A 25,629-nucleotide genomic window follows, 5' to 3' on the forward strand; every position below is an offset into this window, starting at 1 on the left:
TTTTGCCTTCATCAGGGCGTTTTCACACAGTCTGGATTGGCGGGTTCCTTTAAAACAGGACTTTAAAGCAGGAAAATCGTAGCCAGCCCGAGGAAGATGAAAAAGCCGCCACTGTCGGTCATGGCAGTGATCATCACACTGGCACCCATTGCCGGGTCGCGCCCAAGCCGCGCCAGAGTCATCGGAATCAAAACCCCCATCAATGCTGCAAGCAACAGGTTAAGCGTCATCGCGGCAGTCATCACCACGCCCAGTGACCAACTGCCATAAAGCAGATAAGCCACCACACCAATCACGCCGCCCCAGACCAGACCATTGATCAAGCCGACCGCCAACTCCTTGCGCATCAGCCGCGACGTATTGCCGGTACTGACCTGATCCAGCGCCATGGCCCTAACGATCATGGTGATCGTCTGGTTACCCGAGTTGCCACCGATACCGGCGACTATCGGCATCAATGCCGCAAGTGCGACCAGTTTCTCGATAGAGCCTTCGAACAGGCCGATCACCCGGGATGCAATGAACGCGGTGATCAGGTTCACCGCCAGCCAGGCCCAACGGTTACGCAGGGACTTCCAGACTGACGCGAAAATATCTTCTTCTTCGCGCAGACCCGCCATGTTGAGAACTTCGTTTTCGCTCTCTTCACGAATCAGGTCAACCATTTCATCGATGGTCAGACGACCGATCAACTTGCCGTTCTTGTCGACCACCGGGGCCGAGATCAAGTCGTAACGTTCGAACGCCTGAGCGGCCTCGTAAGCGTCTTCGTCCGGATGAAAACTCACCGGGTCGCTGGCCATGACTTCCGAAACCTGTTTTTCCGGGTCGTTGACCAGCAGACGCTTGATCGGCAACACACCCTTGAGCACGCCGTCGTAATCGACCACGAACAGTTTGTCGGTGTGGCTCGGTAGCTCCTTGAGACGGCGCAGGTAACGCAATACCACTTCGAGACTGACATCCTCACGGATGGTCACCATCTCGAAGTCCATCAGCGCACCGACCTGCTCCTCGTCATAGGACAACGCGGAGCGAACGCGCTCACGCTGTTGGTTATCGAGGGTTTCCATCAGCTCGTGGACGACGTCTCGCGGCAGCTCGGAGGCCAGGTCAGCGAGTTCGTCGGCGTCCATGTCCTTGGCCGCCGCCAAGAGCTCGTGATCGTCCATGTCGGCGATCAGGGTTTCACGAACCGAATCGGATACTTCGAGCAGAATGTCGCCGTCGCGATCAGCCTTGACCAATTGCCAGACCGTCAGGCGATCGTCCAGCGGCAAGGCTTCAAGGATGTAGGCAACGTCGGCGGAGTGCAGATCATCGAGCTTGCGTTGCAACTCGACGAGGTTTTGCCGGTGAACCAGGTTCTCGACGCGGTCGTGATGCGGACCTTCCTGGCGATGAGTCAGGTCTTCGACCACCCGCTGGCGCTGCAGCAGCTCAACGACTTGAGCGAGGCGGTCCTGCAAGCTTTCCTGCGTTTTTTTTACTTCAACTTCAGACATAGGCGAACTCCACTCCCAGCAGCGGGGCACGCCGGAAGGATCAATCAGTCAATTCATGATTGTAGAAACGGGGTACTGAGTAACTACTGGGTAAGTCCATGGAGGTATTCCACAAGCCCCGGCGGGGCTGACGGGCGCAATGATAACACCGCCTGACGGTTTTAAACGTTAAAAAATCGCGGCTGAAACAAGTGCTTGCGAGACAAACCTGAGCATCGTCCTGATCCATGAAACTGCGACGACTTATCCTGAAAAGAAAACACACTGCCGCCTGAAAATGTAATGACTACCCTTGATGGAGACCGTCATGGAGGACGTCGAATGCCATCAATTGCTCGTTATTTGCTTACTGCCCTGCTCTACCTGCCGCCCCAGGCGCTCGCCACGACCGTTCACAGGTGCGAAGCCGCCAATGGGCACATCACCTTTACGACCATGAGCTGTACAAGCGGAGAAAACCTCTCAGTTCAGGACGTACGCACGTTCCTGCCAGGCAGCGTGGCGCCCCTGATGCCAGAAGCCGAGTTTCGCGAAACATCAGGTACGAAATTCCACAGGAGAGAGCCGACGGTCGTGGGTCAGTCCGGGGACAAATGTGGGAATCTGCTAAGTGCGAAAGAACGCCGCATAGCGATCATCAATCAGAGGATCGTCGCAGGCATGAGTCAACAAGACGTCGAAAGCGCTCTCGGCAAGCCCGACAAGATCAGCACCCGCAATTCCGCCACAAGCTACCGCTACGACAACAAGCGAGGGCGCACTGCTCACATCGAGTTCGACGAGAAAGGTTGTACCAAAGGAAAAGCCAAATCGCAGACGGCAAAAAGCCCGCGTTAAACGCGGGCTTTTTGGTGTTTGGTGCACTCGACAGGATTCGAACCTGTGACCGCTCGGTTCGTAGCCGAGTACTCTATCCAGCTGAGCTACGAGTGCATTTGTGTTTTTATACCAGATCACAACTGGTTGAAGCCAAGTTATTCACATTACTGCAAACAACTCTTAAATGGTGCACTCGACAGGATTCGAACCTGTGACCGCTCGGTTCGTAGCCGAGTACTCTATCCAGCTGAGCTACGAGTGCATTTGTGTTTTTATACCAGATCACAACTGGTTGAAGCCAAGTTATTCACATTACTGCAAACAACTCTTAAATGGTGCACTCGACAGGATTCGAACCTGTGACCGCTCGGTTCGTAGCCGAGTACTCTATCCAGCTGAGCTACGAGTGCATTTGTGTTTTTATACCAGATCACAACTGGTTGAAGCCAAGTTATTCACATTACTGCAAACAACTCTTAAATGGTGCACTCGACAGGATTCGAACCTGTGACCGCTCGGTTCGTAGCCGAGTACTCTATCCAGCTGAGCTACGAGTGCATTTGTTGCCGCGCATTATAGGCCGTTAAATCTTTTTGTAAAGCACTTTTTCTAGTAATTTCAACAACTTACCGAAGAAGCCAGATTACAACGTACTACGCAAATAATGGCGGAGAACGGGGGATTCGAACCCCCGACACCCTTTTGAGGTGTACTCCCTTAGCAGGGGAGCGCCTTCGGCCACTCGGCCAGCTCTCCGCAACACGGGGCGTATCTTAACCAACCTTTTCCCCGTTTGCAAACATAAAAAACGATAAAAATTAATGGCTTGGTTCTTCGTCCTTCTCTTTCTTTATACGCAGGTAAATTTCTTCACGGTGCACAGCAACCTCTTTCGGGGCGTTGACACCGATACGCACTTGATTTCCTTTAACGCCGAGCACGGTCACGGTGATTTCGCCATCACCAATAATCAGGCTTTCTGCGCACCGACGAGTCAGAATCAGCATACCTTTCTCCTCACGCATTTCATTTCAGGGACAACAGTCTGCAAAAAAAAGGCATTCGACCTACAACCAGAACGATCGCAGCCCTACATGCCTGAGTATTGACTAGCGCGAGCAAAAGAACAGTTTTGGTACGCGCCATTCAAAAAAACGAAGGGCGCGGTCAGACCGCGCCCTTGGGGATACGCATTACTCGCCCTGTCGGACCGGCGCATCCAGTTCGAAAGCCGTGTGCAGAGCGCGCACAGCCAGTTCCAGGTACTTCTCTTCGATCACCACGGACACCTTGATTTCCGACGTCGAGATCATCTGGATGTTGATGCTCTCTTTGGCTAGGGATTCGAACATACGGCTGGCCACACCTGCGTGGGAGCGCATGCCGACGCCGACGATCGAGACCTTGGCAATCTTGGTGTCGCCAACGACTTCGCGGGCACCGATCTCGCGAGCGGTGTTTTCCAGCACGGTTTGCGCCGCCTGGTAGTCGTTGCGGTGCACGGTGAAGGTGAAGTCGGTGGTGTTATCGTGCGCAACGTTCTGCACGATCATGTCGACTTCGATGTTCGCGGCACTGATCGGGCCGAGAATCTTGAACGCCACGCCCGGGGTGTCTGGCACGCCACGGATGGTCAGCTTGGCTTCATCGCGGTTGAAAGCGATGCCGGAAATGATCGGCTGTTCCATGGTTTCCTCTTCATCAATAGTAATGAGGGTGCCCGGACCCTCCTTGAAGCTGTGCAGTACGCGCAGCGGAACGTTGTACTTGCCGGCGAATTCCACCGCACGGATCTGCAACACCTTGGAACCGAGGCTGGCCATTTCCAGCATCTCTTCAAAGGTGATCTTGTCCAGGCGCTGAGCCACGGACACCACACGCGGGTCGGTGGTGTAGACGCCGTCGACGTCGGTGTAGATCTGGCATTCGTCAGCCTTCAGGGCTGCTGCCAGCGCCACGCCGGTGGTGTCGGAACCGCCACGACCGAGGGTGGTGATATTGCCGTGCTCGTCGACGCCCTGGAAACCAGCGACAACCACCACACGACCGGCCTTCAAGTCACCGCGAATCTTCTGGTCATCAATCTGCAAGATACGCGCTTTATTGTGCGCGCTATCCGTCAGAATCCGCACCTGATTGCCGGTGTACGACACCGCTGGCACGCCGCGCTTGATCAGCGCCATGGCCAACAGTGCAATCGTCACCTGCTCACCGGTGGAAACGATCACGTCCAGTTCGCGAGGAACCGGCTGACCGTCGCCACTGATTTGCTTGGCCAGATCGATCAGACGGTTGGTTTCGCCGCTCATTGCAGACAGCACAACCACCAGGTCATCGCCCGCATCGCGGAATTTCTTAACCTTGTCGGCGACCTGCTCGATTCTCTCGACAGTGCCGACTGAGGTGCCTCCAAATTTCTGTACGATCAAAGCCATTTCAAAGCCGCCTCTGCCCATGAAGGGCGCCCAATAATCACTCAAACAGCGTTCTGGCCCGCCACTAGACCGCGAGCCAGGCACACTGCCTTATAAACCCTGCTCTACAAATGGAACAGTCAGGGCCAATGCGGCATCCAGTGCGCCAGCGTCAGTACCACCGCCCTGCGCCATGTCTGGACGACCACCGCCCTTCCCGCCCACTGCCGCAGCAGCCTGTTTCATCAAATCACCGGCTTTGAGTTGGCCAGTCAGGTCTTTGGTCACGCCTGCAACCAGGACGACCTTTTCCTCATGGACACTGCCGAGCAGGATCACTGCGCGGCCGAGTTTGTTTTTCAATTGATCGACCAGCGCCAGCAGCGCCTTGCCGTCCTGACCGTCCAGACGCACGGCCAGCACTTTCACGCCCTTGACGTCCAGGGCAGAAGCCGACAAATCGTCGCCCGCCGCGCTGGCCGCCTTGGCCTGCAACTGCTCGAGTTGCTTCTCCAGAAGACGGTTGCGCTCTAGCACAGCCGACAGCTTGTCGATCAGGTTATCGCGGCTGCCCTTGACCAGGTTGGCCGCTTCCTTGAGTTGTTCTTCAGCCGCGTTCAAGTAGGCCAGAGCCGCTGCGCCGGTCACTGCCTCGATACGACGCACACCGGAGGCCACACCGCCTTCGCTGATGATTTTCAGCAGGCCGATGTCGCCGGTACGATTGGCGTGAATACCGCCGCACAGCTCGACGGAGAAATCGCCCATGCTCAGCACGCGAACGTTGTCGCCGTACTTCTCGCCGAACAGCGCCATGGCGCCTTTTTGCTTGGCGGTTTCGATGTCAGTTTCTTCGGTTTCAACTTCGGAATTCTTGCGAATCTCGGCGTTGACGATGTCTTCCAGCGCCTTCAACTGCTCAGGCTTGATCGCCTCGAAATGGCTGAAGTCAAAGCGTAGACGCTGACTGTCGACCAACGAACCTTTCTGCTGAACGTGCTCGCCCAGTACCTGGCGCAATGCGGCGTGCAGCAAGTGGGTCGCCGAGTGGTTCAGCGACGTCGCGTGACGCACTTCGGCATCGACATGAGTCTCCACCGGAGCACCTACGATCAGGCTGCCCGAATCCAGCACACCGTGGTGCAGGAACGCACCGCCGGTCTTGGTAGTGTCGCGCACGTCGAAACGCGCAGCGCCAGCCTGGAGGAAGCCGCAATCACCAATCTGACCACCGGATTCCGCATAGAACGGCGTCTGATTGAGAACGACCACGCCCTCTTCGCCTTCGCTCAGTACGTCAACCGATTGCCCGTCTTTATAGAGAGCAACGATTTTGGCGGAACCGCTGTGAGCGGTGTAACCGGTGAATTCGGTGGCCACATCAACCTTGACCAGGCTGTTGTAGTCCATGCCGAAGGAACTGGCGGAGCGAGCACGGACGCGCTGGGCTTCCATTTCGCGCTCGAAACCTTCTTCGTCGATGGTCAGGCTGCGCTCGCGAGCGATGTCGCCGGTCAGGTCCATCGGGAAGCCGTAAGTGTCGTAAAGCTTGAACACTACATCGCCCGGAACCACGTCGCCTTTGAGTTCGGCCAGATCCTGCTCGAGGATCTTCAGGCCTTGCTCCAGGGTCTTGGCGAATTGCTCTTCTTCGGCTTTCAGGACGCGCTCGATGTGCGCCTGTTGGGATTTCAGCTCAGGGAACGCTTCGCCCATCTCGGCGACCAACGCCGCAACGATCTGGTAGAAGAAGCTGCCCTTGGCGCCCAGTTTGTTGCCGTGACGGCAGGCGCGACGAATGATCCGGCGCAGCACATAACCGCGACCTTCGTTGGACGGCAGCACGCCGTCGGCAATCAGGAAGCCGCACGAACGAATGTGGTCAGCCACGACTTTCAGCGAAGCCTGAGCGTCGTTGGTGCAACCGATGGCTTTGGCCGATGCGCTCAGCAGGCTCTGGAACAGGTCGATTTCATAGTTCGAGTGAACGTGCTGCAGCACGGCACTGATCCGCTCCAGGCCCATGCCGGTGTCCACCGACGGCGCTGGCAACGGGTGCAACACACCATCGGCGGTGCGGTTGAACTGCATGAATACGTTGTTCCAGATCTCGATGTAACGGTCACCGTCCTCTTCCGGCGAGCCCGGTGGGCCACCCCAGATGTCGGCGCCGTGATCATAGAAAATCTCGGTGCACGGGCCGCACGGGCCGGTATCGCCCATGGTCCAGAAGTTGTCGGAAGCGTACGGCGCGCCTTTGTTGTCGCCGATGCGAACCATGCGCTCGGCTGGCACGCCGATGTCTTTGGTCCAGATGTCGTACGCCTCGTCATCGCTGGCGTAGACGGTGACCCAGAGCTTTTCTTTCGGCAGGTTCAGCCACTTCTCGGAGGTCAGGAAGTTCCAGGCGTAGGTGATGGCGTCACGCTTGAAATAATCACCGAAGCTGAAGTTACCCAGCATTTCGAAGAAGGTGTGGTGACGGGCGGTATAACCGACGTTTTCCAGGTCGTTGTGCTTGCCGCCGGCGCGCACGCATTTCTGGCTGCTTACAGCGCGGGTGTACGCGCGCTTTTCCTGGCCCAGAAAGCAGTCCTTGAACTGGTTCATCCCCGCGTTAGTGAACAGCAGGGTTGGGTCGTTGCCCGGAATCAAAGAGCTGGAGGCTACACGGGTGTGGCCTTGCTCTTCGAAGAAGCGAAGGAAGGCTTCACGGATTTCTGCGCTTTTCATTAGGTTCTTCCACGGAGGCTGCGGCCAAAGGCCTGTGCGAAACGTCAACAGACGAAGCGACGGCAAAGGGCCGCATTATATCGGCGTTAGTGACTAGGTACAGTGTGTTTGTACGTTACAAACAGTCAATTGGACGGCTAACACGGTCAGTTGTGAGAAAAGTCGGCAAATGTGGCGACGACTTGCTCGATTTGCGCACGACTGACGTCCATGTGCGTGACCATTCGCAGACGACCGGCAGCGCTGAGCTTGACCCCGCGTGTCGCGGCGAAGGCCTTGATCGCTTCGGCCTTGTCGTCCATTTGCACGTAAACCATGTTGGTCTGCACCGGCTCGACCTCATAGCCCGCCGTTCGCAGGCCTTCGGCCAGCATTTGTGCATTGGCATGGTCATCAGCCAAGCGCTGAATATTGTTATCCAGCGCATAAAGCCCTGCCGCGGCGAGAATCCCGGCCTGGCGCATGCCGCCGCCGACCATCTTGCGCAGACGACGCGCCTTGGCAATCAACTCGGCCGAGCCGCACAGCACCGAACCGATCGGCGCGCCCAGGCCTTTGGACAGGCAAACCGACACCGAATCGAAATGCTGAGTGATTTCCCGGGCATCGATACCCAGCTTGACCGCCGCGTTGTAGAGCCGCGCACCATCCAGATGCAGCGCCAGGCCATGCTGACGAGTGAAGCGGCGAGCCTGGGCCAGATACTCCAGCGGCAGAACCTTGCCCTGCATGGTGTTTTCCAGCGCCAGCAAACGGGTGCGGGCAAAGTGGAAGTCGTCCGGCTTGATCGCGGCGGCGACCTGCGCCAGGTCCAGCGAACCATCGGCCTGCACTTCCAGCGGCTGCGGCTGGATCGAACCGAGTACCGCCGCGCCGCCACCTTCGTACTTATAGGTGTGAGCCTGTTGTCCGACAATGTATTCATCACCGCGATCGCAGTGGGCCATCAGGCCCAGCAAGTTGCTCATGGTGCCCGTCGGAACAAACAGTGCCTGGGCAAAACCCAGTCGCTTTGCCAGCTCGGCTTCCAGACGATTGACCGTCGGATCTTCGCCATAAACGTCGTCACCGGTGGCCGCATTGGCCATCGCGTCGAGCATCCCTGCGGTCGGTTGGGTGACGGTGTCGCTGCGAAGATCGATAACGCTCATGAATCTGGCCTCGGTAAGCAGGGAAATCCCCTTTCAGGATGGAATTACTGCGGCCATCTCGGCGAATAATCAAGCCTTGTTCCAGGAAAAGGCTGGTTATGCCAACGAAAAAGTCGATAACAATCATCAGATAGCAGCAATGCATAGGTGAGAAATATGTGTTAAAAACGCTTCGCCGCCAAACAAACGGGCGGCAAAACGTTCTCAGGGCGGGGTGCAACTCCCCACCGGCGGTAATTGCGCGCAATGCGCATAGCCCGCGAGCGCTTGGCGGCAGGCACGGCAATGGCTGTGATGACGACAAGGTCAGCAGACCCGGTGTGATCCCGGGGCCGACGGTCATAGTCCGGATGAAGAGAGAACGGGATTGACGCCAAAGGGCCGCCTGCCGCTTATGCGAGCATGCGTACCCTTAAATCCCATTCGATTCATAACGCCCTGTTTTTCACACAAACAGGAGTCAGAACATGCAACCCACCGCAATCGATAGCAAAAGCAAAAACCATCAGGGCGAGCGCGTCGCGTTCATCCAGGCCTGCTGGCACAAGGAAATCGTTGATCAGAGCCGTAAAGGCTTCGTCACCGAAATGATTGCTCAGGGTTATCAGGAGTCAGACATCGATTTCTTCGAAGTCGGCGGCGCCTTTGAAATTCCGCTGCATGCCAAACTGCTGGCCAAGTCCGGCCGTTATGCCGGCATCGTCGCGGCGGGCCTGGTGGTCGACGGCGGCATCTATCGCCACGAATTCGTCGCCCAGTCAGTGATCAGCGGCCTGATGCAGGTTCAGCTGGAAACTGAAGTACCGGTGTTTTCGGTGGTTTTGACCCCGCACCACTTCCATGCCGGTGAAGAACATCAGAAGTTCTTCTTCGAGCATTTCGTGCATAAAGGTCAGGAAGCGGCGAAGACTTGCGCGGATACGCTGCACAAGATGCGGGCGTTGCGCCGCAGCGAGCCTCGCGCATTAGCCGTCTAGACACCAATAAAACCTGTGGGAGCGGGCTTGCCCGCGATACGGAGTGTCAGTCGAAGACTATGTTGACTGATACACCGCTATCGCGGGCAAGCCCGCTCCCACAAGGGTTTATGTCGTACCTAAGATCGGGTCAGGCGAGGTTTTCGTCGGTGGTGGGCACGATCAGGATGCCGGCGCGCAGGCCGTTCTTGACCTTGGGGTTCGGGAAGATGATCCGGGCGCCCATCTCTTCGATGACCCAGCGGGTATTGGCGATATCCTCGGCCAGCACATACCCCACTTTCAACTCCGAAAAGTTTTCAATATCCGCCGGCAGGTTCAGGCGGAAGCTATCGCTGTGCTTGATGACTTCCCGTGCGACGCTGAACAACTTCAAACCATCCAGCCCTTCGTCGGTCATCGGCGGCTCGGTGCCTTCGATGATCTGCTTCAGGCGGGTTTCAAGAAGGCTAACGTTGACCCCATCGTTCTGCCCGAACGGCCGGGCCTTGCCCAGCTCCAGGGTGAAGGACTCGGCATCGAGCTTATCGTAGGTGTAGGAGCTGAAGACGATGGAGGGTTTGTTCTGCAGCAGCACCGCTTCCATGCCGGCGGCGCGCAGGCGAGCCAGCTCCTGGCGTGAATGCTGACGACCTTCTTTCCAGGGATACAGGGCAAACTGCTCGATTTTCGAGCCACGGATCGCCGTGTGCAGATCGTAATGCAGGCGATTGCGGTCCGGCAGGCTGAAGAAAGTCGCCGCCAGCCGCTCCAGTTCACAAGCGCGCAAGGCCTCGGAACCGCTGGTTTGTTCGTGCCGGCCATTGAACAGCCGATTGACATCCTGCTCGATGAAACGCTCACCGCGACGAATAGCCTCGGGATTGCCGAACAGGAACAGAATACGTGCACGCGGCTTCAAATCACCGCGGGCGATGTCATGCAACAGGCGATCAAGCAGCTCGATCGGTGCTGTTTCGTTGCCATGGATGCCGGCTGAGAGCAGCAGGTCCAGGCCGTTGTCGCGAGCCTCAGGTGGCCGGACTTCCAGCGCACCTTCGCTCAACCAGCGCATCCGCACGCCTTCGACAGTCAGTTGAGTCTTCTCCGCCGGTTCGCGGCCGGCGAGGGTCAGTTCAAGCAGTTTGCCGAGGGCGAGCATAGAGCGGTTTCCTTAGTGGTCGTGATTGCAATCCGGGCCGTGTACGTGGTCCTCATCATCACCGACGTCGGCCGGTTCCATCTCCAGTTGCAGACTTACCAGATTAGTCGCCAATGGGCGCAGCAGCAGGTTGGCGTATTCAGCGTCACCTTCTTCGACGTCCACGCCGATCAGCAACTGGCCGCGGCCGTCCTGCTGGATCCACAGCTCTTTGCCTTGCCACATGACCGCGACGCGGGTGCAGGAAGTTTCCAGTTGCGTGCCGTCGGTGTCTTCAAGGATCAGCTGCAGGGTATCGCTCATGTTTTACGCTCTCGTCTGGAGATAGCGCGGCGCATTCAATTCATGCGCCGACTTTCAATTGATCTGGAATGGATAAACCGCGCCCAGTTTAAGGATTTGCGTCAGTTCATCCAGTGCCGTCCGGCACTCAAGCAACAATTGCGGGTCCGCCAGATCGTTTTCGGTCATGCGGTCGCGGTAGTGCTTGTCGACCCATTCGGTCAATGTGCCGTACAACGGTGCCGTCATGATAACCCCTTGGTTGACGGCCGCCAGTTCGGTTTCGTTGAGTGCGACGCGTAACCGCAGGCAAGCCGGGCCACCGCCGTTCTGCATGCTCTGCTTGAGATCGAAAACTTTCACTTCGCGGATCAGGCCGCCAGAGCTGGTCAGGCCTTGCAGGTACTGCCAGACACGCTCGTTGCCACGGCATTCTTCCGGCACGATCAATAGCATGGAGCCGTCAGGACGCGACAGCAGCTGGCTATTGAACAGGTAGGAACGAACAGCGTCTTCAACGGTGACCGCGGAACGCGGTACGCAGATTGACTGAAATTTCCCACCGACCTTTGCGAGTTTGCCGTGCAGTTCAGCGAGCATCTGCTCGGTGTCGAGGAAGGCGTCCTCGTGATAGAACAACACTTCGCCGTTACCCACCGCGATCACGTCGTTGTGGAACACGCCCTGATCGATCACCGAAGGGTTCTGCTGGGCATAGACCACGCCGTCATCGCTCAGACCGTGCAGACGCGCGACGGCCTGGGACGCTTCGAGCGTCTGGCGTGCCGGGTATTTCTGCGGATTCGGGTAACGGGTGTCGAACGCGCTGCGACCGAACACGAAAAACTCAACGCCGGCTTCACCGTAGTCACGGCAGAAACGGGTGTGGTTGGCCGCGCCTTCGTCACCGAACTGCGCCACGGCCGGCAATGCGGCGTGGTGAGCAAAGTGCTTCTGATCGGCGAACATCGCCCCCAGTACGCGACTGGTGGTCGGGTGTTCGATGCTGCGATGGTATTTGCAGTTCAGGTTGGCGGCAGTGAAATGCACACGGCCATCCGCGGTGTCGGCGCTCGGGCTGACCGTGGCGGCGTTGGCCACCCACATACTCGACGCCGAGCAACTGGCAACCAGCAGCGGCATGGCATCTTTGGCAGCGCGCTCAATCACCTGAGCATCGGTACCGCTGAAACCCAGGCGGCGCAGTGCGGCTACGTCCGGACGTTCTTGTGGCGCCAAAACGCCTTGCTGAAAGCCCATTTCCATCAGCGCTTTCATCTTCGCCAGGCCTTGCAGCGCGGCTTCCTTCGGGTTCGAAGACTGCTGGCTGTTGCTCTGGGACGCGACGTTGCCGTAGGACAGGCCGCCGTAGTTATGGGTCGGCCCCACTAGACCGTCAAAATTGACTTCATAGGATTTCATCAGCGAGGCTCCACGAGAATCTGTTTTTTTAGGCATCAGTAACTAACTGTTCAGTGCGACCGTGTCGCGGCCATCGCGGGCAAGCCCGCTCCCACAGGTTCAGCAGTGTTCACAGATTTTGTGTTCCACGCAGACCTTGTGGGAGCGGGCTTGCCCGCGATTGGGCGTTACGCCATTTTCACGCCGGGCGTCAGGGCCGCTGGCAACACCAGGCTCGGGGTTTCCAGCGAGGCCACCGGGTACGCGCAGTAATCTGCGGCGTAGTAGGCGCTGGCGCGATGGTTACCCGAGGCGCCGACACCGCCGAAGGGTGCGCTGCTCGCAGCACCGGTCAGCTGCTTGTTCCAGTTGACGATACCGGCGCGGCTTTCCAGCCAGAACTGCTGATAACGCGCTTCGGAGTCCGACAGCAGACCGGCCGCCAGACCATAGTCGGTGTCGTTGGCTTCAGCGATCGCCGCTTCAAAATCAGCGTAGCGGATCACTTGCAGCAGTGGACCGAACAGCTCTTCGTCCGGGCGATCGGCAACCGCCGTCACGTCCAGAATACCTGGGGTCAGCAAGGCTGCCTGGGCCTGGGGCTGAGTCATTTCCAACAGCGCCACGGCGCCGTTGGCCAGCAGATGTTCTTGCGCATCCATCAGCGCTTTCGCTGCGCCGAGTGAAATCACCGAGCCCATGAACGGCGCTGGCTGCTGATCGAACGCACCGACTTCAATCGTCGAGCTGACCGCCACCAGACGCGCCAGCAGCGTATCGCCCCAGGCGCCTTGCGGCACCAGCAAGCGACGGGCACAAGTGCATCGCTGACCGGCAGAAATGAATGCCGACTGAATGATGGTGTAAACGGCGGCATCGAGGTCCGCGACCTGATCCACCACCAGCGGGTTGTTACCGCCCATTTCCAGCGCGAGGATCTTGTCCGGACGACCGGCAAACTGCTGGTGCAGGTGATTGCCGGTACGGCTGGAACCGGTGAAGAACAGACCGTCGATGCCCGGGTTCGCCGCCAGGGCGATACCGGTTTCGCGAGCGCCTTGCAGCAGGTTCAGCACGCCAGCCGGCAGACCGGCTTCGATCCAGCACTTGACCGTCAGCTCAGCGACTTTCGGGGTCAGCTCACTCGGTTTGAACAGCACGCTGTTACCGGCCAGCAGCGCCGGTACGATGTGACCGTTCGGCAAGTGGCCGGGGAAGTTGTAAGGACCAAACACTGCCACCACACCGTGTGGCTTGTGACGCAACACCGCCGTGGCGTCGCCCAGCGGGCCGCTCTTCTCGCCGGTACGTTCGCGGTAGCTCTGCACCGAGATGGCAATCTTGTTGACCATACTGGTGACTTCAGTCGCCGCCTCCCACAGGGGTTTGCCGGTTTCTTCACCGATGGTGCGAGCCAGCTCGTCAGCGTGATTCTTCAACGCAGCGGCAAAGGCTTCCAGCACGCTGATGCGCTCTTCCAGGGTACGACGGGCCCAGCCCGGGAACGCCTGACGCGCAGCTTGCACAGCCGACTCGACCTGACCGGCCGTGGCACCTTCGCCGGCCCACAGCACTTGCTGGGTCACCGGGTTTACCGATTGGAAGCTTTCGCCCTGGCCAGCCAGCCATTCACCGGCGATGTATAGCGAATTCATTATTTCGACTCCCGAGCAGCGGACAACGGCACGGCGCGCACTTGATCGCCGGCGTTGAGTTGAAGACGTTTGGCGGTCAGCGGATCGACCACCAAAGTGCCGGCGGCGAAGCGTGCTGGTGCGGCAGTGATCCGGCAGTCTTCGCGCTTGCGGTTATGAATCAGGAACGGCGTGGCATCGTCACCCGGGGTGCCGATGGCCAGCACCAGCGCCTGGCTGTCACGCACTGCGCGGATCTTGGTGGTTTCGCATTCCACCGCTGGGCCGGCATCGAAGATGTCGACGTAGCCTTGATAGCTGAAACCTTCACTCTTGAGCATCGACAGGGCCGGCTCGGTATCCGGGTGAACCTGGCCGATCACGTTGCGCGCGTCTGGCGACAGGAAGCAGGTGTACAGCGGGAATTTCGGCATCAGTTCGGCGATGAACGCCTTGTTGCCCACGCCAGTGAGGTAATCGGCCTGGCTGAACTCCATCTTGAAGAAGTGCCGGCCCAGGCTTTCCCAGAACGGCGAACGCCCGGCGTCATCGGACACACCGCGCATTTCGGCGATGATCTTGTTGCCGAACAGTTGCGGGAACTCGGCGATGAACAGCATCCGCGCCTTGGCCAGCATGCGGCCGTTTAGGCCATTGCGGAAATCGGCGTGCAGGAACAGCGAGCACAGCTCAGAGTTGCCGGTCAGGTCGTTGGCCAGGAACAGCGTCGGAATTTCGCGGTAGATGTTCAGTTCTTGCGAGGCGCTGACCGTCAGGCCGACCCGGAAGTTGTACCAGGGCTCACGCAGGCCGACGGCGCCAGCAATGGCGGAAATGCCCACCACGCGGCCGTTGTCGTCTTCGAGTACGAACAGGTAGTCCGCATCGCCCCGCCCGGCTTCGCCGCGGAAGGTCTTCTCGGCCCAGCCGACCCGATGGGCCAGACGCTCTTCGTTGGCCGGCAAGGTGGTCAGGCCGGTGCCGGTGCTGCGGGCCAGGTCGATCAGAGCGGGTAAATCGCTGCTGCGTACGGGACGAACGATCATGCTATCTCCTCAAACGGGCCGCTGACGCCACCCGTGAAACTCGCTGCTTTACTAAGCATTCATTCTTTATAGGCATAGCAGCAGGCGTTAAACCGCCACCAGGCGCACGCTGGCACCTTCACCGACGCCCAAGGCTTCGGCCGCTTCAAGATCCAGGGTTACGGGTTTGCCTGGCGCGTAATCGAGCTCAAGCAAAACGGCGCGGTAATCCTGCAACTGGGCGTTGGCCACCAGATATTGACGACCGGCACCTTTGACCGGCTCACCGATCTTCACCGGCACCACACGGCTCTGGGCGATCGAACGGATCCCCGAGACACGGGCGTGCAGAGTCGGGCCACCGTCGAAAATGTCGATGTAGTGATCGGTCTCGAAGCCTTCGCGCATCAGGATGTCGAAAGTGATCTGCGCCCGTGGGTGCACCTGGCCCATCGCCTCTTGTGCGGAGTCCGGCAGCAACGGCACGTAGATCGGGTAATGCGGCATCAGCTCGGCCAGGAATGTGCGGCTTTTCAGGCCACACAGACGCTCGGCTTCGGCGTAGTTGAGGTCGAAGAAGTTGCGACCGATGGCATCCCAGAACGGCGAGTCGCCGTTTTCGTCGCTGTAACCGACGATCTCGGTCACCACCGAATCGGCAAAGCGCTCCGGATGGCTGGCCACGAACAACAGGCGACCACGGGAATTGAGCTCGGCCCAAGGCGAACCCACCAACTCCGGCTTCACGTAGAAACTGGTCAGCAAGCTGTTGCCGGTCAAGTCGTGGCACTGGGAGAGCACGTGGATCTTGTTGTGAATCTTCAGCTCGCGGGAGGCGTGCACGAACGTTTCGTTACGAAAGCTGTAGAACGGCTCGGAATAACCGGCCGAGGCAACGATGGCCGAACAGCCGACCAGCTTGCCGGTGGCGGTGTCTTCGAGGACGAAGAAATAGCTCTCTTCACCGTTGAAGCTGACTTCGGCGGCAAACGAGGCTTCGCTTGCCGCGATCTTGTCGCTCAGGCGTTCAACGTCATCCGGCAAGGAAGTGACACCAATCGGGCTGTCCGCAGCCAGACGCTGTACCTCGCCCAGATCAGCCATTTGCGCGGGGCGCATCACCAGCATGGTGTCACTCCTTTCTTAACATCAGGTTGGCGAATTGCGCCAACTCGGGGAAAAAAATGCCGGGCAGGCCCGGCACAGGAAATAATCTCAACGCCTATCTATTACGATAGGCGCTGAGGAGCACTGTATGAATCAGGCTTGCGTCAGCTTCGCCGCGGCGCGTTCGAAGCGGTCCAGACCGGCATCGATATCGGCGTCTTCAACCACCAGGCTTGGCGCGAAACGAATCACGTCAGGGCCGGCTTGCAGAATCATCAGGCCTTCACGCTCGGCGGCGTTGAAGATGTCTTTGGCCTTGCCTTTCCAGGCATCGCTCAGCACGCAACCGAGCAGCAGGCCCAGACCGCGGACTTCAGTGAAGAGGCCATACTTCTCGCCGATCTGCTCAAGACGGGTCTTGAACTTGTCGTGCTTGGCATTGACGCCGTTCAGCACTTCTGGCGTGTTGATCACATCGATCACCGCTTCAGCAACAGCGCACGCCAGCGGGTTACCGCCATACGTGGTGCCGTGGGTACCGACGACAAGGTGTTTGGCCAGGTCTTCGGTGGTCAGCATCGCGGCAATCGGGAAACCGCCGCCCAGGCTCTTGGCGCTGGTCAGGATGTCTGGGGTCACGCCGTAATGCTGATAGGCGAACAGCTTGCCGCTGCGGCCCATGCCGGTCTGGACTTCGTCGAAAACCAGCAACGCGTTATGCGCGTCGCACAGTTCACGAGCACCTTGCAGGTAAGACAGCTCGGCCGGCAATACGCCGCCTTCGCCCTGGATCGGCTCCAGAACCACCGCGCACGTCTTGTCGGAAACAGCGGCTTTCAGCGCGGCCAGATCATTGTAAGGCACGTGGGTGATGCCGGTGATCTTCGGGCCGAAGCCGTCAGAGTACTTCGACTGGCCACCAACGTTCACGGTGAACAGGGTACGGCCGTGAAAGCTGTTGAGCGCGGCAACGATTTCGTACTTCTCGGTACCGAAACGGTCATGGGCCACACGACGGGCCAGCTTGAAGGCGGCCTCGTTGGCTTCGGCGCCAGAGTTGCAGAAGAACACACGCTCGGCAAAAGTAGCGTCGACCAGCTTATGGGCCAGGCGCAAGGCCGGCTCGTTGGTGAACACGTTGGACACGTGCCACAGCTTGTTCGCTTGCTCGGTCAATGCAGCGACCAGCGCCGGATGCGCATGGCCCAATACGTTAACGGCAATCCCGCCGGCGAAGTCGATCAGCTCGCGGCCAGACTGGTCCCAAACACGGGAACCGGCGCCACGCACAGGAATGAAAGCGGCTGGCGCGTAGTTGGGAACCATTACCTGGTCGAAATCGGCGCGTTCTACCGCAGCGTGCTCAACGGACATCGGAGTCTCCTGAAGAGGAACGCTCGCCTGAAACTGGCGAGCGATGAGGGGATTGTAAGGACAGTTTTCAGCCCGGCCTTGCCGCCAAGCGACAACTTCTTATAGCGCGAACACAGGTTTTGCCCGGGTTTACGGCAATGCGACAAATAGGGTCGCAAAGGCGCAGTTTAAACTGTCGCCGGCAATTGCAGCAGGCCCGCAGCATATCAATTCGAGAAGCTGTCCCTGCCATACATATGTACCGCACCTGGCTTTGCGCATTTTGATTTGCTTGACGTTTCTATAGACGTTCAAGGATTCACCCCCATGCAAACATCGACCGGGCATCCGCCTGTTGTCACGCCCCGGGACGGAGACGGCCCTGCACCGCTAAATCCTGCCTCGCACTATGAGCCGCTAAGGAATGCCATCCCCGAATGGCTTGGCAAGGCCTCTTCTGCCCGGCGCGAAGCGCTGAAGAACAACCGGCGCCCTGTCACCGACAGGATCAAGACCGCGCCGCGGGCGCAGCACGATGAGTTGAGAGCCGCCATCGCCACCCACATGACGGCACAGAACGCTGTCGATCAGAAACTGGAACACCTGCAAGACGCCAACGCCTTTGCCATGCCTTTGCTCACCGCGGCGTTGAAGGAGCGATTTGGCGTGGATCTGGAGGTTACGCAAACCTTCCTGCGCCTCTACATACCCGTGACGACACCCGGTTTCCCGCTCACCACCGGCACCCGAACCTGGACGGTATCGTTGGTGGAAGCGGCGCTGCACAACTTCGAAGAGAAGGAAACCCGCGAAGGTGCCTACGAGACCGGTTCATCCTTTATCACCAAACCGTCCCCGACGGGGCAATTCGAGACGCTGGCGCAGGTCAACGCCAAAATCAGCATCCCGGCCTTCACCCGTCTGTGCCGGGAACTGGATATCGGTGCCCGCTACAAAACCTACCTTGAAGAGAACCTGGCGATATCCAGTCCGGTCGCCGCGGCTGTATTGCGGCACAAGATTAACGAAAGTCAGAAAGCCGCCTTGCAGGCCGCATTGCGGATGGCGCGGATGAATGGAGATCTTGGCGAAGACTATTTACGCCTGATCGGCGGCCTGCTCGACGGCTTGCAAGGTATGCGACTGAACGGGCATGCGGTGCGAAGCCACGACTTGACGATGATGTCGGCCACACTGACGGGCATCGTGGTTTTCGCACCGGATCTGGAACAGGCAGGGGCATCGGCCAGGGTGGTGGCTTATGTACCGGATGATCCTGACCATCCCGTCAAGGAATACGCCTCGCCCACCGAAATGATGAAAGAACTGACCCGCCAGTTGCGCTCGACCGACTACCAGCGTTTTTTCAGCCGTTTCGTGGCCCATGAGCAACGGGGGCATTTCTTCTCCGAGCTGAGCCGCCGCCTGAGCAAGGTGACATGGCATAAGCCGCAAGCGGGAAGCCAGCTGCCCGCCTGGCGGGACACTCCCATCGACAAACCCAAACTGCAGTTTGCCGTCACCCCCATCACCACAGAACTATGGGAGCACCTCTATCAACGCAAACTGAACAAGATCCTCAATGATGCAGCGGTCATTGCCGTCGCCACCGCCACGGTCGACAGCAACGCCCGCTGGGCCCTCTGGGACTCTTTCGTCAAGGTGGCATCATCGATCCTCGAGATCGCCTCGTTTGTCTTGATGCCCTTTGTCCCGTTTCTCGGGGAAATGATGATGGCCTATATGGCCTATCAGTTTCTCGACGAGGCCTTCGAATGGATTGTCGATTGGTCCGAAGGTTTGACCACCGAAGCCGCCGAACACTTTTTCACAGCATTGGAATCATTGATCCAGCTGGGGGCCTTCGGGCTCGGCGCAAGGATTGCCATGACAGAACTGCCGAAGGTTTTGCCAGCAAGCGTTGTGTCATTCATTGATCGGTTCCAGGCCGTCAAACTGCGCAACGGCAAAACCCTTTACTGGAAACCGGATCTGAAAGTCTATGCACGTCAAGCCGTGCCCCCCAAAGGATCCACGCCGGACCATCAGGGCGTGCACTGGCACCAGGGCAAGCGGCTGGTGACCATCGATCAGACCCATTACGCCATCAGCCAGCATGAGCACCCCGGCAAGTTCCGCATCGAACACCCGACGCGGCCCGATGCTTACCAGCCGATCGTGCGCCATAACGGCGAAGGTGCGTTTTACACCGAACTCGAACAACCGCTGGAATGGGACACCGCCACCGCATTACAACGCATCGGCCATAGCGTCGAATCATTTTCCCCCGCCCGGCGCGAGCAAATACTCAAGGTCAGCGGTTATCCGCAAGACGCGTTACGCAAAATGCACGTGAACCAGGAACCCTTGCCGCCACTGCTGGCCGACAGCATCCAACGCTTCAAGATCGATCAGGACCTGCTAGGTTTCATCGACCGGATCGCCAGCGACAGGCCCGCGGATTATCTGGGCGCGGATCCGCTGACCCAGCTCCAGCTTCTCAAGGAACACAACCTGTGGCCGGCCAATAAACGATTGCGTTTTATCAACGATCAAGGGGAGATCGCATGGCAATCCGCTACCGATGAACGTCTGCCGCTGACTGAGCTGCGCCAGGATAGGCTGGCAGGTGGCGATTTGCTCAAGACGCTGCTGCAAACCCTCAGCGAGCCAGAAATCAACACGCTGCTGGGAGAAGATTTCGGCGAGATGTTCGCCCTCGACAGACGCGCGCGCACACTCAGAGCCAGGCTCGCGCAGATCGCTCGACAGCAACGCACCGTGCTTTTCGAAGCACGCTATCAAGCGCTTCAACATCGCGATGAGCCCTTGGCAAAGAACGTAGCCCTGCACGAGCCGCAGTTACCCGCCAGAATCACCGAGGAACTGCTGAACACGGCCACCGGCTCGGAACTGTTGGCGATCGGCGAAGGAAAATGGCCGGAACGACAACAGGAACTGGCGAAACTGGCCAGACAGGAACTGCGCATCGCCCGCGCCTTCGAAGGGCTTGAGCTGGACTCGGTGCGCAATCCGGACACCGAAACCCTGGCGTTGCACAGCCTTAAACAATTGCCGGGCTGGTCCAAAGACATACGCCTGGAAGTCCGGGATCAGTCTTACGAAGCAAAGGTGCTCGACAGCACCGGGCCCGTAAACGCCTCCATTCAAAAAGTGCTGGTGCGCAAATCCGATGGCACCTGGCAGCCGTACGACCATCAGGGACAGGAGCTGCATGCACCGACGGATTTTTACACCTGCGTGCTGCAAGCCTTGCCGGACGCCGAACGTCAGGCCATGAATCTGCAGATCGGCGAAGGGCAAAAACTGAAACAGGCCATCCGTGATAACCCGCTGGAACGAACCGATCTGCGCCTGGCGATTTCGCCCGAGCCTGTTCAAGCACCTGTCGTCGATACGTTGCGATTGTTGGGGACGGAAGGTTATTCGCGCAATGCGCCGCGCACGCCGCGCACGTTGGAGAACAGAATAAGGGAGGTCTTCCCAAGAGTTTCCGATCTCGAACTACTGGTCATGGCGCAACGTCTGGAAAGTCATCCGGGCGGCGCGATCGCCGAGTTGTCCCGACTTCGTCTCGAGTACGCAAAACTCGAAAGCGACCTGAATCAATGGATGTTCAACCTCCCGCAGGTCGACACGGCAAGCGGTGCCAGACTGTCAAGCGAACGCCAGGCGGCCATGCGGGATCGTCAATTGTTCGCCCATGCCCTGCGCAGTTGCTGGCGCAGGGAAATGCGGGGACCGCACGGCTCCCGAATGAGCTTTTCGGAACCCGTCATAGGCGACCTGCCTGTCCTGACGGCCGACTTCAGCCATGTCGCCAGCCTGGAGCTGATCGGTGGCGGGGCCCCAGGTGCGATGGATGCCTTTCTCGAAAACTTCCCGGGGCTGCTGCGACTGGAACTGCGCCACTTCGACCTGCACAACCTGCCACAACGCTTGACGGCACTCGCATCGCTCAAGCAATTGACCCTGCGCAATTGCGGTGTGCTCCTCACACCGCAAAACCAGTCGATATTGTCATCTCTCAACGCACTGACCGCGCTGGATCTGGAGGGCAACCCGCTGGGCGTGACGTTTGATTTCAACTTCATGCCGAGGCTGACTCATCTCAACCTGTCCAGTACCGGCCTTTCCGATGTTCCGCCCGGACTCCTGAACCACTCGCAAATCAGAATTGCCTGGCTCACCGACAATCAGATCACCACGCTGCCGGACGCTTTGTTCGAACTGTCTGCCGACTCCACCGCAGGTTTCGATTTTTTCGGCAATCCTCTTTCCGCCGCTACCCGTGAACGAGTGAAGACCTATTTCAACCGCACAGGGAGCGACCTGGGCGTGCGCGCCGAACAAGCCGATATCGACCGGACGAAGGCACTGTTTTCAGACCTCAATGATCGTCAAGCCAGCGAACTGGTCTACGGTCTGCCAGGCTCACTCATTCAAGGCCGGCTTCAACTGGCCCGTTGGGAGGCTGAAATAGCCCGGATGACCGCTGAGCTCGCCAAGTGGGCCCGGGACACGACAGACCGCAACCCGTCCAATGGCGAAATGCTTAATCCCAATGAGCGGCTCGACGAGTTTCACGCAAGAGAGGTGTTTGCCGGGCGTCTGGAGCGGCTCTGGCGCCACCGTTCAACAGTTCATCCGCTATCAAGAGCGGACGTATTCTCGGCACAAACATCGTTCATGGGCCACATGCCAGAGTTGACGGCAGATTTCAGTCACATCACCGAGTTGTCGCTGACCGGAAACAAAAACATAAGCGCCACTTCCCCGTTCCTCAGAAGCTTCCCGCGGTTAAATCGCCTGATTTTGCGCAATTTCGCGCTCGATCAAGTGCCTCAGACACTCAGCGGCCTGCCGACGCTTGAAACATTGCTCCTGGAAGACTGCGGCGTGACGCTCACAGCAGAAACGCAGAGGGCGCTTGCGGCATTGCCCAGGCTTGACTCACTCGAGCTCCCCAAGAACCCGCTGGGCAACGCGCCCAACGTGGAGCCCCTTGGCGAACTGACCTACCTCGACCTTTCCCGCACCGGGATCACTGATATTCCGTCCGGAATGATCGCCCATCCGAAATTGAGAACGGCGATTGTCAGTGATAACCAGATAACCGAGCTGCCCGAGGCTCTTTTTGAACTGCCCGGTCAAATCAGTAATGGGTTCGACTTCTCCAACAATCCGCTCTCCCCCTCCACACGGGAACGGATCAAGGTCTATTGCCGTGAAACCGGTCAAGACCTCGGAGTGCTCGCCGACCAGGAGGATATCGCCGCCACTCGGGCGCTGTTTCCGAGTCTGGACAGTGAGGAAGCCAGTGATGTGTTCTATAGCTTGCCCGGCTCTCTGGAGCAGGGTCGCAGCCAACTCAGGCATTGGCAGGCGGAGATCGAACAATTGAAAACCGACCTTGGGGCGTGGAAAACAGCGATTCCCCAAACCCACCCAACCAGCGGGCAATCGCTCAATTCCCGCCAGCTGCTTGCAGAGCACACGGCGAGAACAGCATTCGCCGATCAACTGGAACAGCTGTGGCGCGCCAGATCCGCGGAAGATCTCAGGTTGAGAGGCTTCAGCCTGAAATCGGATTTGCCTTTCATCGGCGAGCTGCCCGCTTTGTCGGCGGATTTCAGCCATATTTCCAATATAGCCTTGAATGGCAATGGCGCCTTGGGAGGCATCGATGCCTTCCTCGACTCCTTTTCGGGCTTGCATCATCTGGAGCTGCATGACTTCAGCTTGAAGCAAATTCCGCAGGCATTCACGCGCATGTCTTCGCTGCAGCGCCTGATTGTGGAAAATTGTGCCCTGACGTTGACCGCCGAAACCCAGACAACCCTGTCGTCGCTGAGCCAGCTTCAATACCTGAACCTGAGCCACAACCCGCTGGGAGTTCCCCCTGCACTGGACGCACTGCCATCCCTGGTTCACGTGCGAATGGTCGACACCGGGATTTCAGATCTGCCGGACGGCCTGTTCGGGCATCCACGCCTTGTCGCCGGCATTTTCGATAACAACCGGATCAACGAACTGCCTGACGAGCTCTTCAATGTCTCCGCTCTGAGCCCCAAACAACTCAGCTTTACCGACAACCCATTGACCCCGGCCAGCCGCGAACGAGTAAAAGCCCACTATCAGCGGCACAGGCAGAACTTTGGCGTTTCGATGTCCCGGGCGGATATCGATCGTACACTCGCGCTGTTTCCGTTCCTGGCGACTGAAGACGCCGAGAGGGTGTTGTATCTGCTGCCGGGCACGATCGAACAAGGGCGGATACAGATCGCGCACTGGGAAGCGGAAATCCGGCAACTGAGCGAAGAGCTCGCCCAATGGATAGACGAGATTCCTGAGTATTATCCCGAAACGAATGTATTGCTGAGCGAGAATGACCGAGCCCGGGAGCGCACTGACAGAATCGCGTTTCGCCTGGACATGGAAGAGTTCTGGCGCGAAAGATCACAAGAACAACCTGAGTCGAGGACGAGCACGCTCAGTTTGAACCCGGCGTTCATCGGCGAGCTTCCTGCATTGAGTGCAGACTTCGGCCACGTCCTGACGCTATCGATTACCGGCAATCCTCAGTTGCGGGCGAGCAATGGGTTTCTCCAGTGTTTTACCGGCCTGAACACCCTGGAACTGCGCGACCTGGCCTTGGAGCAAGTGCCCCAGGCGCTCACCCGGATGCCTGCACTTGAACAACTGGTCATGAGCCATTGCGCCGTGGTGTTGAATGCAGAAGGCAGCGCCACCCTTTCGTCACTCACGCACCTTAAAAGCCTGGAGCTCTACAACAATCCACTGGGCAGGCTGCCCGATATCCGGAACATGCCGGCACTTGAATATCTCGATCTTGCCAGCACCGGAATTTCCGGGCTTCCAACTGGGCTGTTGAACCATCCTGGACTTGAAACTGTCGTCCTCAACACTAACCACATCACCGAACTTCCCGCGGAAGTCTTCAATCTGCCGGCCTCCGCCGGCAAGGGCTACGACTTCGGCAACAATCCGTTGAACGCCGCCACACGAGAGCGGATCAAGGACTACTATCGCCGCACCGGGGAAGATCTTGGCGTACTTGCCGAACAAGCTGATATCGCTCGTGCCCAGACACTGTACCCAGCCCTGACCGATGAACAGGCCAGCAACTTCATCTACCGCCTGAACGGTACATTGGTCGATGGCCGAAACGAACTGACACACCGGGAAGCCGAGCTCGGCAACTTGACCAGAAGTCTTGCCGACTGGGCGGCCGACATACCCGACCACCCCGTCACTGGGGAACCGCTCAGCGCGGACGAACGACTGCTGGAGGAGCAAAAGAGAGAGGCGTTCAAAGAAGCGCTGCTGACCTGCTGGCGTAAAACACCGGTGGAAGATTCGGATGTCGACAACTACGGATTCACCTCGAACCTGTCGATCCTGGGCGAGTTGCCGACGCTGAGCGCCGACTTCGGTCATGTGCCGGAAATGTTTCTGCTCGGTACTGGCGATTACTCGCCACGGATCGGCCGATTCCTGGAATCATTCCCCAACCTGGACAACCTTGCCATCCGGGATTACAACCTGGGCAATCTTCCCGACGCACTCTTCAAGATGGGGCGCCTGACGGCATTGAGCCTGCCAGAGTGTAATGTCACCCTGACGCCAGACACGGTGACCGCGCTGGCCGGCATGCATAACCTTGAGGTGCTGAATCTGCGGGATAACCCGCTGGTGCTTACCCCGGATCTGAGCAACCTGCAGGGGCTTACCGATCTGGACCTGAGCGGTACAGGCATTACCGAATTCCCCAATGGAGTGCTTGGCAACTTCCAGTGGAACGAGATTGACTTGTCGGGCAATGCGATCACCGAAGTGCCGCAAGAGTTGATGGAAGTCCCGGCGGAAATCAGCGACCGTTACGACTTGCGCGGCAATCCCTTCTCCGCACCAAGCATGGAGCGTATTCGGGCCTACTACCACGAAACGGGTCAGACGCTGAATGTCGACAATGCCATAGGGCAACCGCCTGCTGTCATCCGTGCTGACGTCGACATAGAGGACTGAAGAACGCATCAGACAAC

At 58.5% G+C, this 25,629-nt stretch carries 16 protein-coding genes, 5 tRNA genes and 1 riboswitch; of the genes, 4 read left to right on the forward strand and 17 right to left on the reverse strand.

The annotated features are described in order from the left end of the window. Window positions 1-62: 62 nt before the first annotated feature. Entirely contained in the window at window positions 63-1,505 is a 1,443-nt protein-coding gene (mgtE, locus tag MMG91_RS11050) for a magnesium transporter (RefSeq protein WP_095630443.1), read from the reverse strand. A 321-nt stretch (window positions 1,506-1,826) separates the two neighbouring features. Here mgtE and MMG91_RS11055 point away from each other — a divergent pair, with 321 nt between their 5' ends. Then, a complete protein-coding gene (locus tag MMG91_RS11055; RefSeq protein ID WP_310659600.1) occupies window positions 1,827-2,342 on the forward strand; it encodes a cell envelope protein SmpA in 516 nt (171 codons plus the stop codon). 19 nt (window positions 2,343-2,361) lie between these two features. Here the strand turns inward: MMG91_RS11055 and MMG91_RS11060 are convergent. The 9 genes from MMG91_RS11060 to ltaE all read right to left on the reverse strand — a co-directional run bounded on the left by MMG91_RS11060 (window position 2,362) and on the right by ltaE (window position 8,622). Beyond that, window positions 2,362-2,438 (reverse strand) — tRNA-Arg (locus MMG91_RS11060). 71 nt (window positions 2,439-2,509) lie between these two features. Continuing rightward, window positions 2,510-2,586, reverse strand: a tRNA-Arg gene (locus MMG91_RS11065). Window positions 2,587-2,657: 71 nt separating this feature from the next. Then, window positions 2,658-2,734 (reverse strand) — tRNA-Arg (locus MMG91_RS11070). 71 nt (window positions 2,735-2,805) lie between these two features. Further along, window positions 2,806-2,882 (reverse strand) — tRNA-Arg (locus tag MMG91_RS11075). Between the two features lie 107 nt (window positions 2,883-2,989). Then, a tRNA-Ser gene (locus MMG91_RS11080) sits at window positions 2,990-3,080 on the reverse strand. 62 nt (window positions 3,081-3,142) lie between these two features. Further along, window positions 3,143-3,331, reverse strand: coding sequence for a carbon storage regulator CsrA (csrA, locus tag MMG91_RS11085; protein ID WP_002554426.1), 189 nt, complete (start codon window positions 3,329-3,331; stop codon window positions 3,143-3,145). 186 nt (window positions 3,332-3,517) lie between these two features. Continuing rightward, a complete protein-coding gene (locus MMG91_RS11090) occupies window positions 3,518-4,759 on the reverse strand; it encodes an aspartate kinase (RefSeq protein WP_310659601.1) in 1,242 nt (413 codons plus the stop codon). 90 nt (window positions 4,760-4,849) lie between these two features. Further along, complete coding sequence (alaS, locus tag MMG91_RS11095; RefSeq protein ID WP_310659602.1) at window positions 4,850-7,471, reverse strand: alanine--tRNA ligase; 2,622 nt, start codon at window positions 7,469-7,471, stop codon at window positions 4,850-4,852. 146 nt (window positions 7,472-7,617) lie between these two features. Continuing rightward, window positions 7,618-8,622 carry a low-specificity L-threonine aldolase gene (gene ltaE, locus MMG91_RS11100; protein WP_310659603.1) on the reverse strand — a complete coding sequence of 335 codons (1,005 nt, stop codon included), beginning with the start codon at window positions 8,620-8,622 and terminating at the stop codon, window positions 7,618-7,620. On the opposite strand from ltaE, the gene MMG91_RS11105 reads away from it, so the two are divergent. Further along, a complete protein-coding gene (locus MMG91_RS11105) occupies window positions 8,621-8,773 on the forward strand; it encodes a hypothetical protein (RefSeq protein ID WP_305448649.1) in 153 nt (50 codons plus the stop codon). The genes ltaE and MMG91_RS11105 overlap by 2 nt on opposite strands. 45 nt (window positions 8,774-8,818) lie before the next feature. Next, window positions 8,819-8,989: riboswitch (FMN riboswitch) on the forward strand. 100 nt (window positions 8,990-9,089) lie between these two features. Next, a complete protein-coding gene (locus MMG91_RS11110; RefSeq protein ID WP_310659604.1) occupies window positions 9,090-9,599 on the forward strand; it encodes a 6,7-dimethyl-8-ribityllumazine synthase in 510 nt (169 codons plus the stop codon). Window positions 9,600-9,729: 130 nt separating this feature from the next. Here the strand turns inward: MMG91_RS11110 and astE are convergent, their stop codons facing one another. The 7 genes from astE to MMG91_RS11145 all read right to left on the reverse strand — a co-directional run bounded on the left by astE (window position 9,730) and on the right by MMG91_RS11145 (window position 17,563). Further along, window positions 9,730-10,740 carry a succinylglutamate desuccinylase gene (gene astE, locus MMG91_RS11115; RefSeq protein ID WP_310659605.1) on the reverse strand — a complete coding sequence of 337 codons (1,011 nt, stop codon included), beginning with the start codon at window positions 10,738-10,740 and terminating at the stop codon, window positions 9,730-9,732. A gap of 12 nt (window positions 10,741-10,752) precedes the next feature. Continuing rightward, the gene (locus tag MMG91_RS11120) at window positions 10,753-11,043 is read right to left on the reverse strand and encodes a hypothetical protein (protein ID WP_007904718.1); all 291 of its coding nucleotides are present in this window, start codon (window positions 11,041-11,043) and stop codon (window positions 10,753-10,755) included. Between the two features lie 54 nt (window positions 11,044-11,097). After that, entirely contained in the window at window positions 11,098-12,444 is a 1,347-nt protein-coding gene (gene astB, locus MMG91_RS11125) for an N-succinylarginine dihydrolase (RefSeq protein WP_305505185.1), read from the reverse strand. Window positions 12,445-12,611: 167 nt separating this feature from the next. After that, window positions 12,612-14,081 (reverse strand): succinylglutamate-semialdehyde dehydrogenase, encoded by a 1,470-nt coding sequence (astD, locus tag MMG91_RS11130; protein ID WP_305506781.1) that lies wholly within the window; start codon window positions 14,079-14,081, stop codon window positions 12,612-12,614. Beyond that, window positions 14,078-15,103, reverse strand: a complete 1,026-nt coding sequence (gene astA / locus MMG91_RS11135; RefSeq protein WP_123360334.1) for an arginine N-succinyltransferase — start codon at window positions 15,101-15,103, stop codon at window positions 14,078-14,080. The genes astD and astA overlap by 4 nt, the downstream gene beginning before the upstream one ends. An 87-nt stretch (window positions 15,104-15,190) precedes the next feature. Next, on the reverse strand, window positions 15,191-16,210 hold the full coding sequence (aruF, locus tag MMG91_RS11140; protein ID WP_095634598.1) for an arginine/ornithine succinyltransferase subunit alpha: 1,020 nt from the start codon (window positions 16,208-16,210) through the stop codon (window positions 15,191-15,193). Window positions 16,211-16,342: 132 nt separating this feature from the next. Next, complete coding sequence (locus MMG91_RS11145) at window positions 16,343-17,563, reverse strand: aspartate aminotransferase family protein (protein ID WP_007904683.1); 1,221 nt, start codon at window positions 17,561-17,563, stop codon at window positions 16,343-16,345. A gap of 306 nt (window positions 17,564-17,869) precedes the next feature. Between MMG91_RS11145 and MMG91_RS11150 the strand changes: the two genes are divergently transcribed. After that, window positions 17,870-25,612 carry a dermonecrotic toxin domain-containing protein gene (locus MMG91_RS11150; RefSeq protein WP_310659606.1) on the forward strand — a complete coding sequence of 2,581 codons (7,743 nt, stop codon included), beginning with the start codon at window positions 17,870-17,872 and terminating at the stop codon, window positions 25,610-25,612. The last annotated feature ends 17 nt before the right edge of the window (window positions 25,613-25,629 follow it).

It is taken from the genome of Pseudomonas sp. JL3 (assembly GCF_031570575.1).
GTDB lineage: Bacteria > Pseudomonadota > Gammaproteobacteria > Pseudomonadales > Pseudomonadaceae > Aquipseudomonas > Aquipseudomonas cucumis.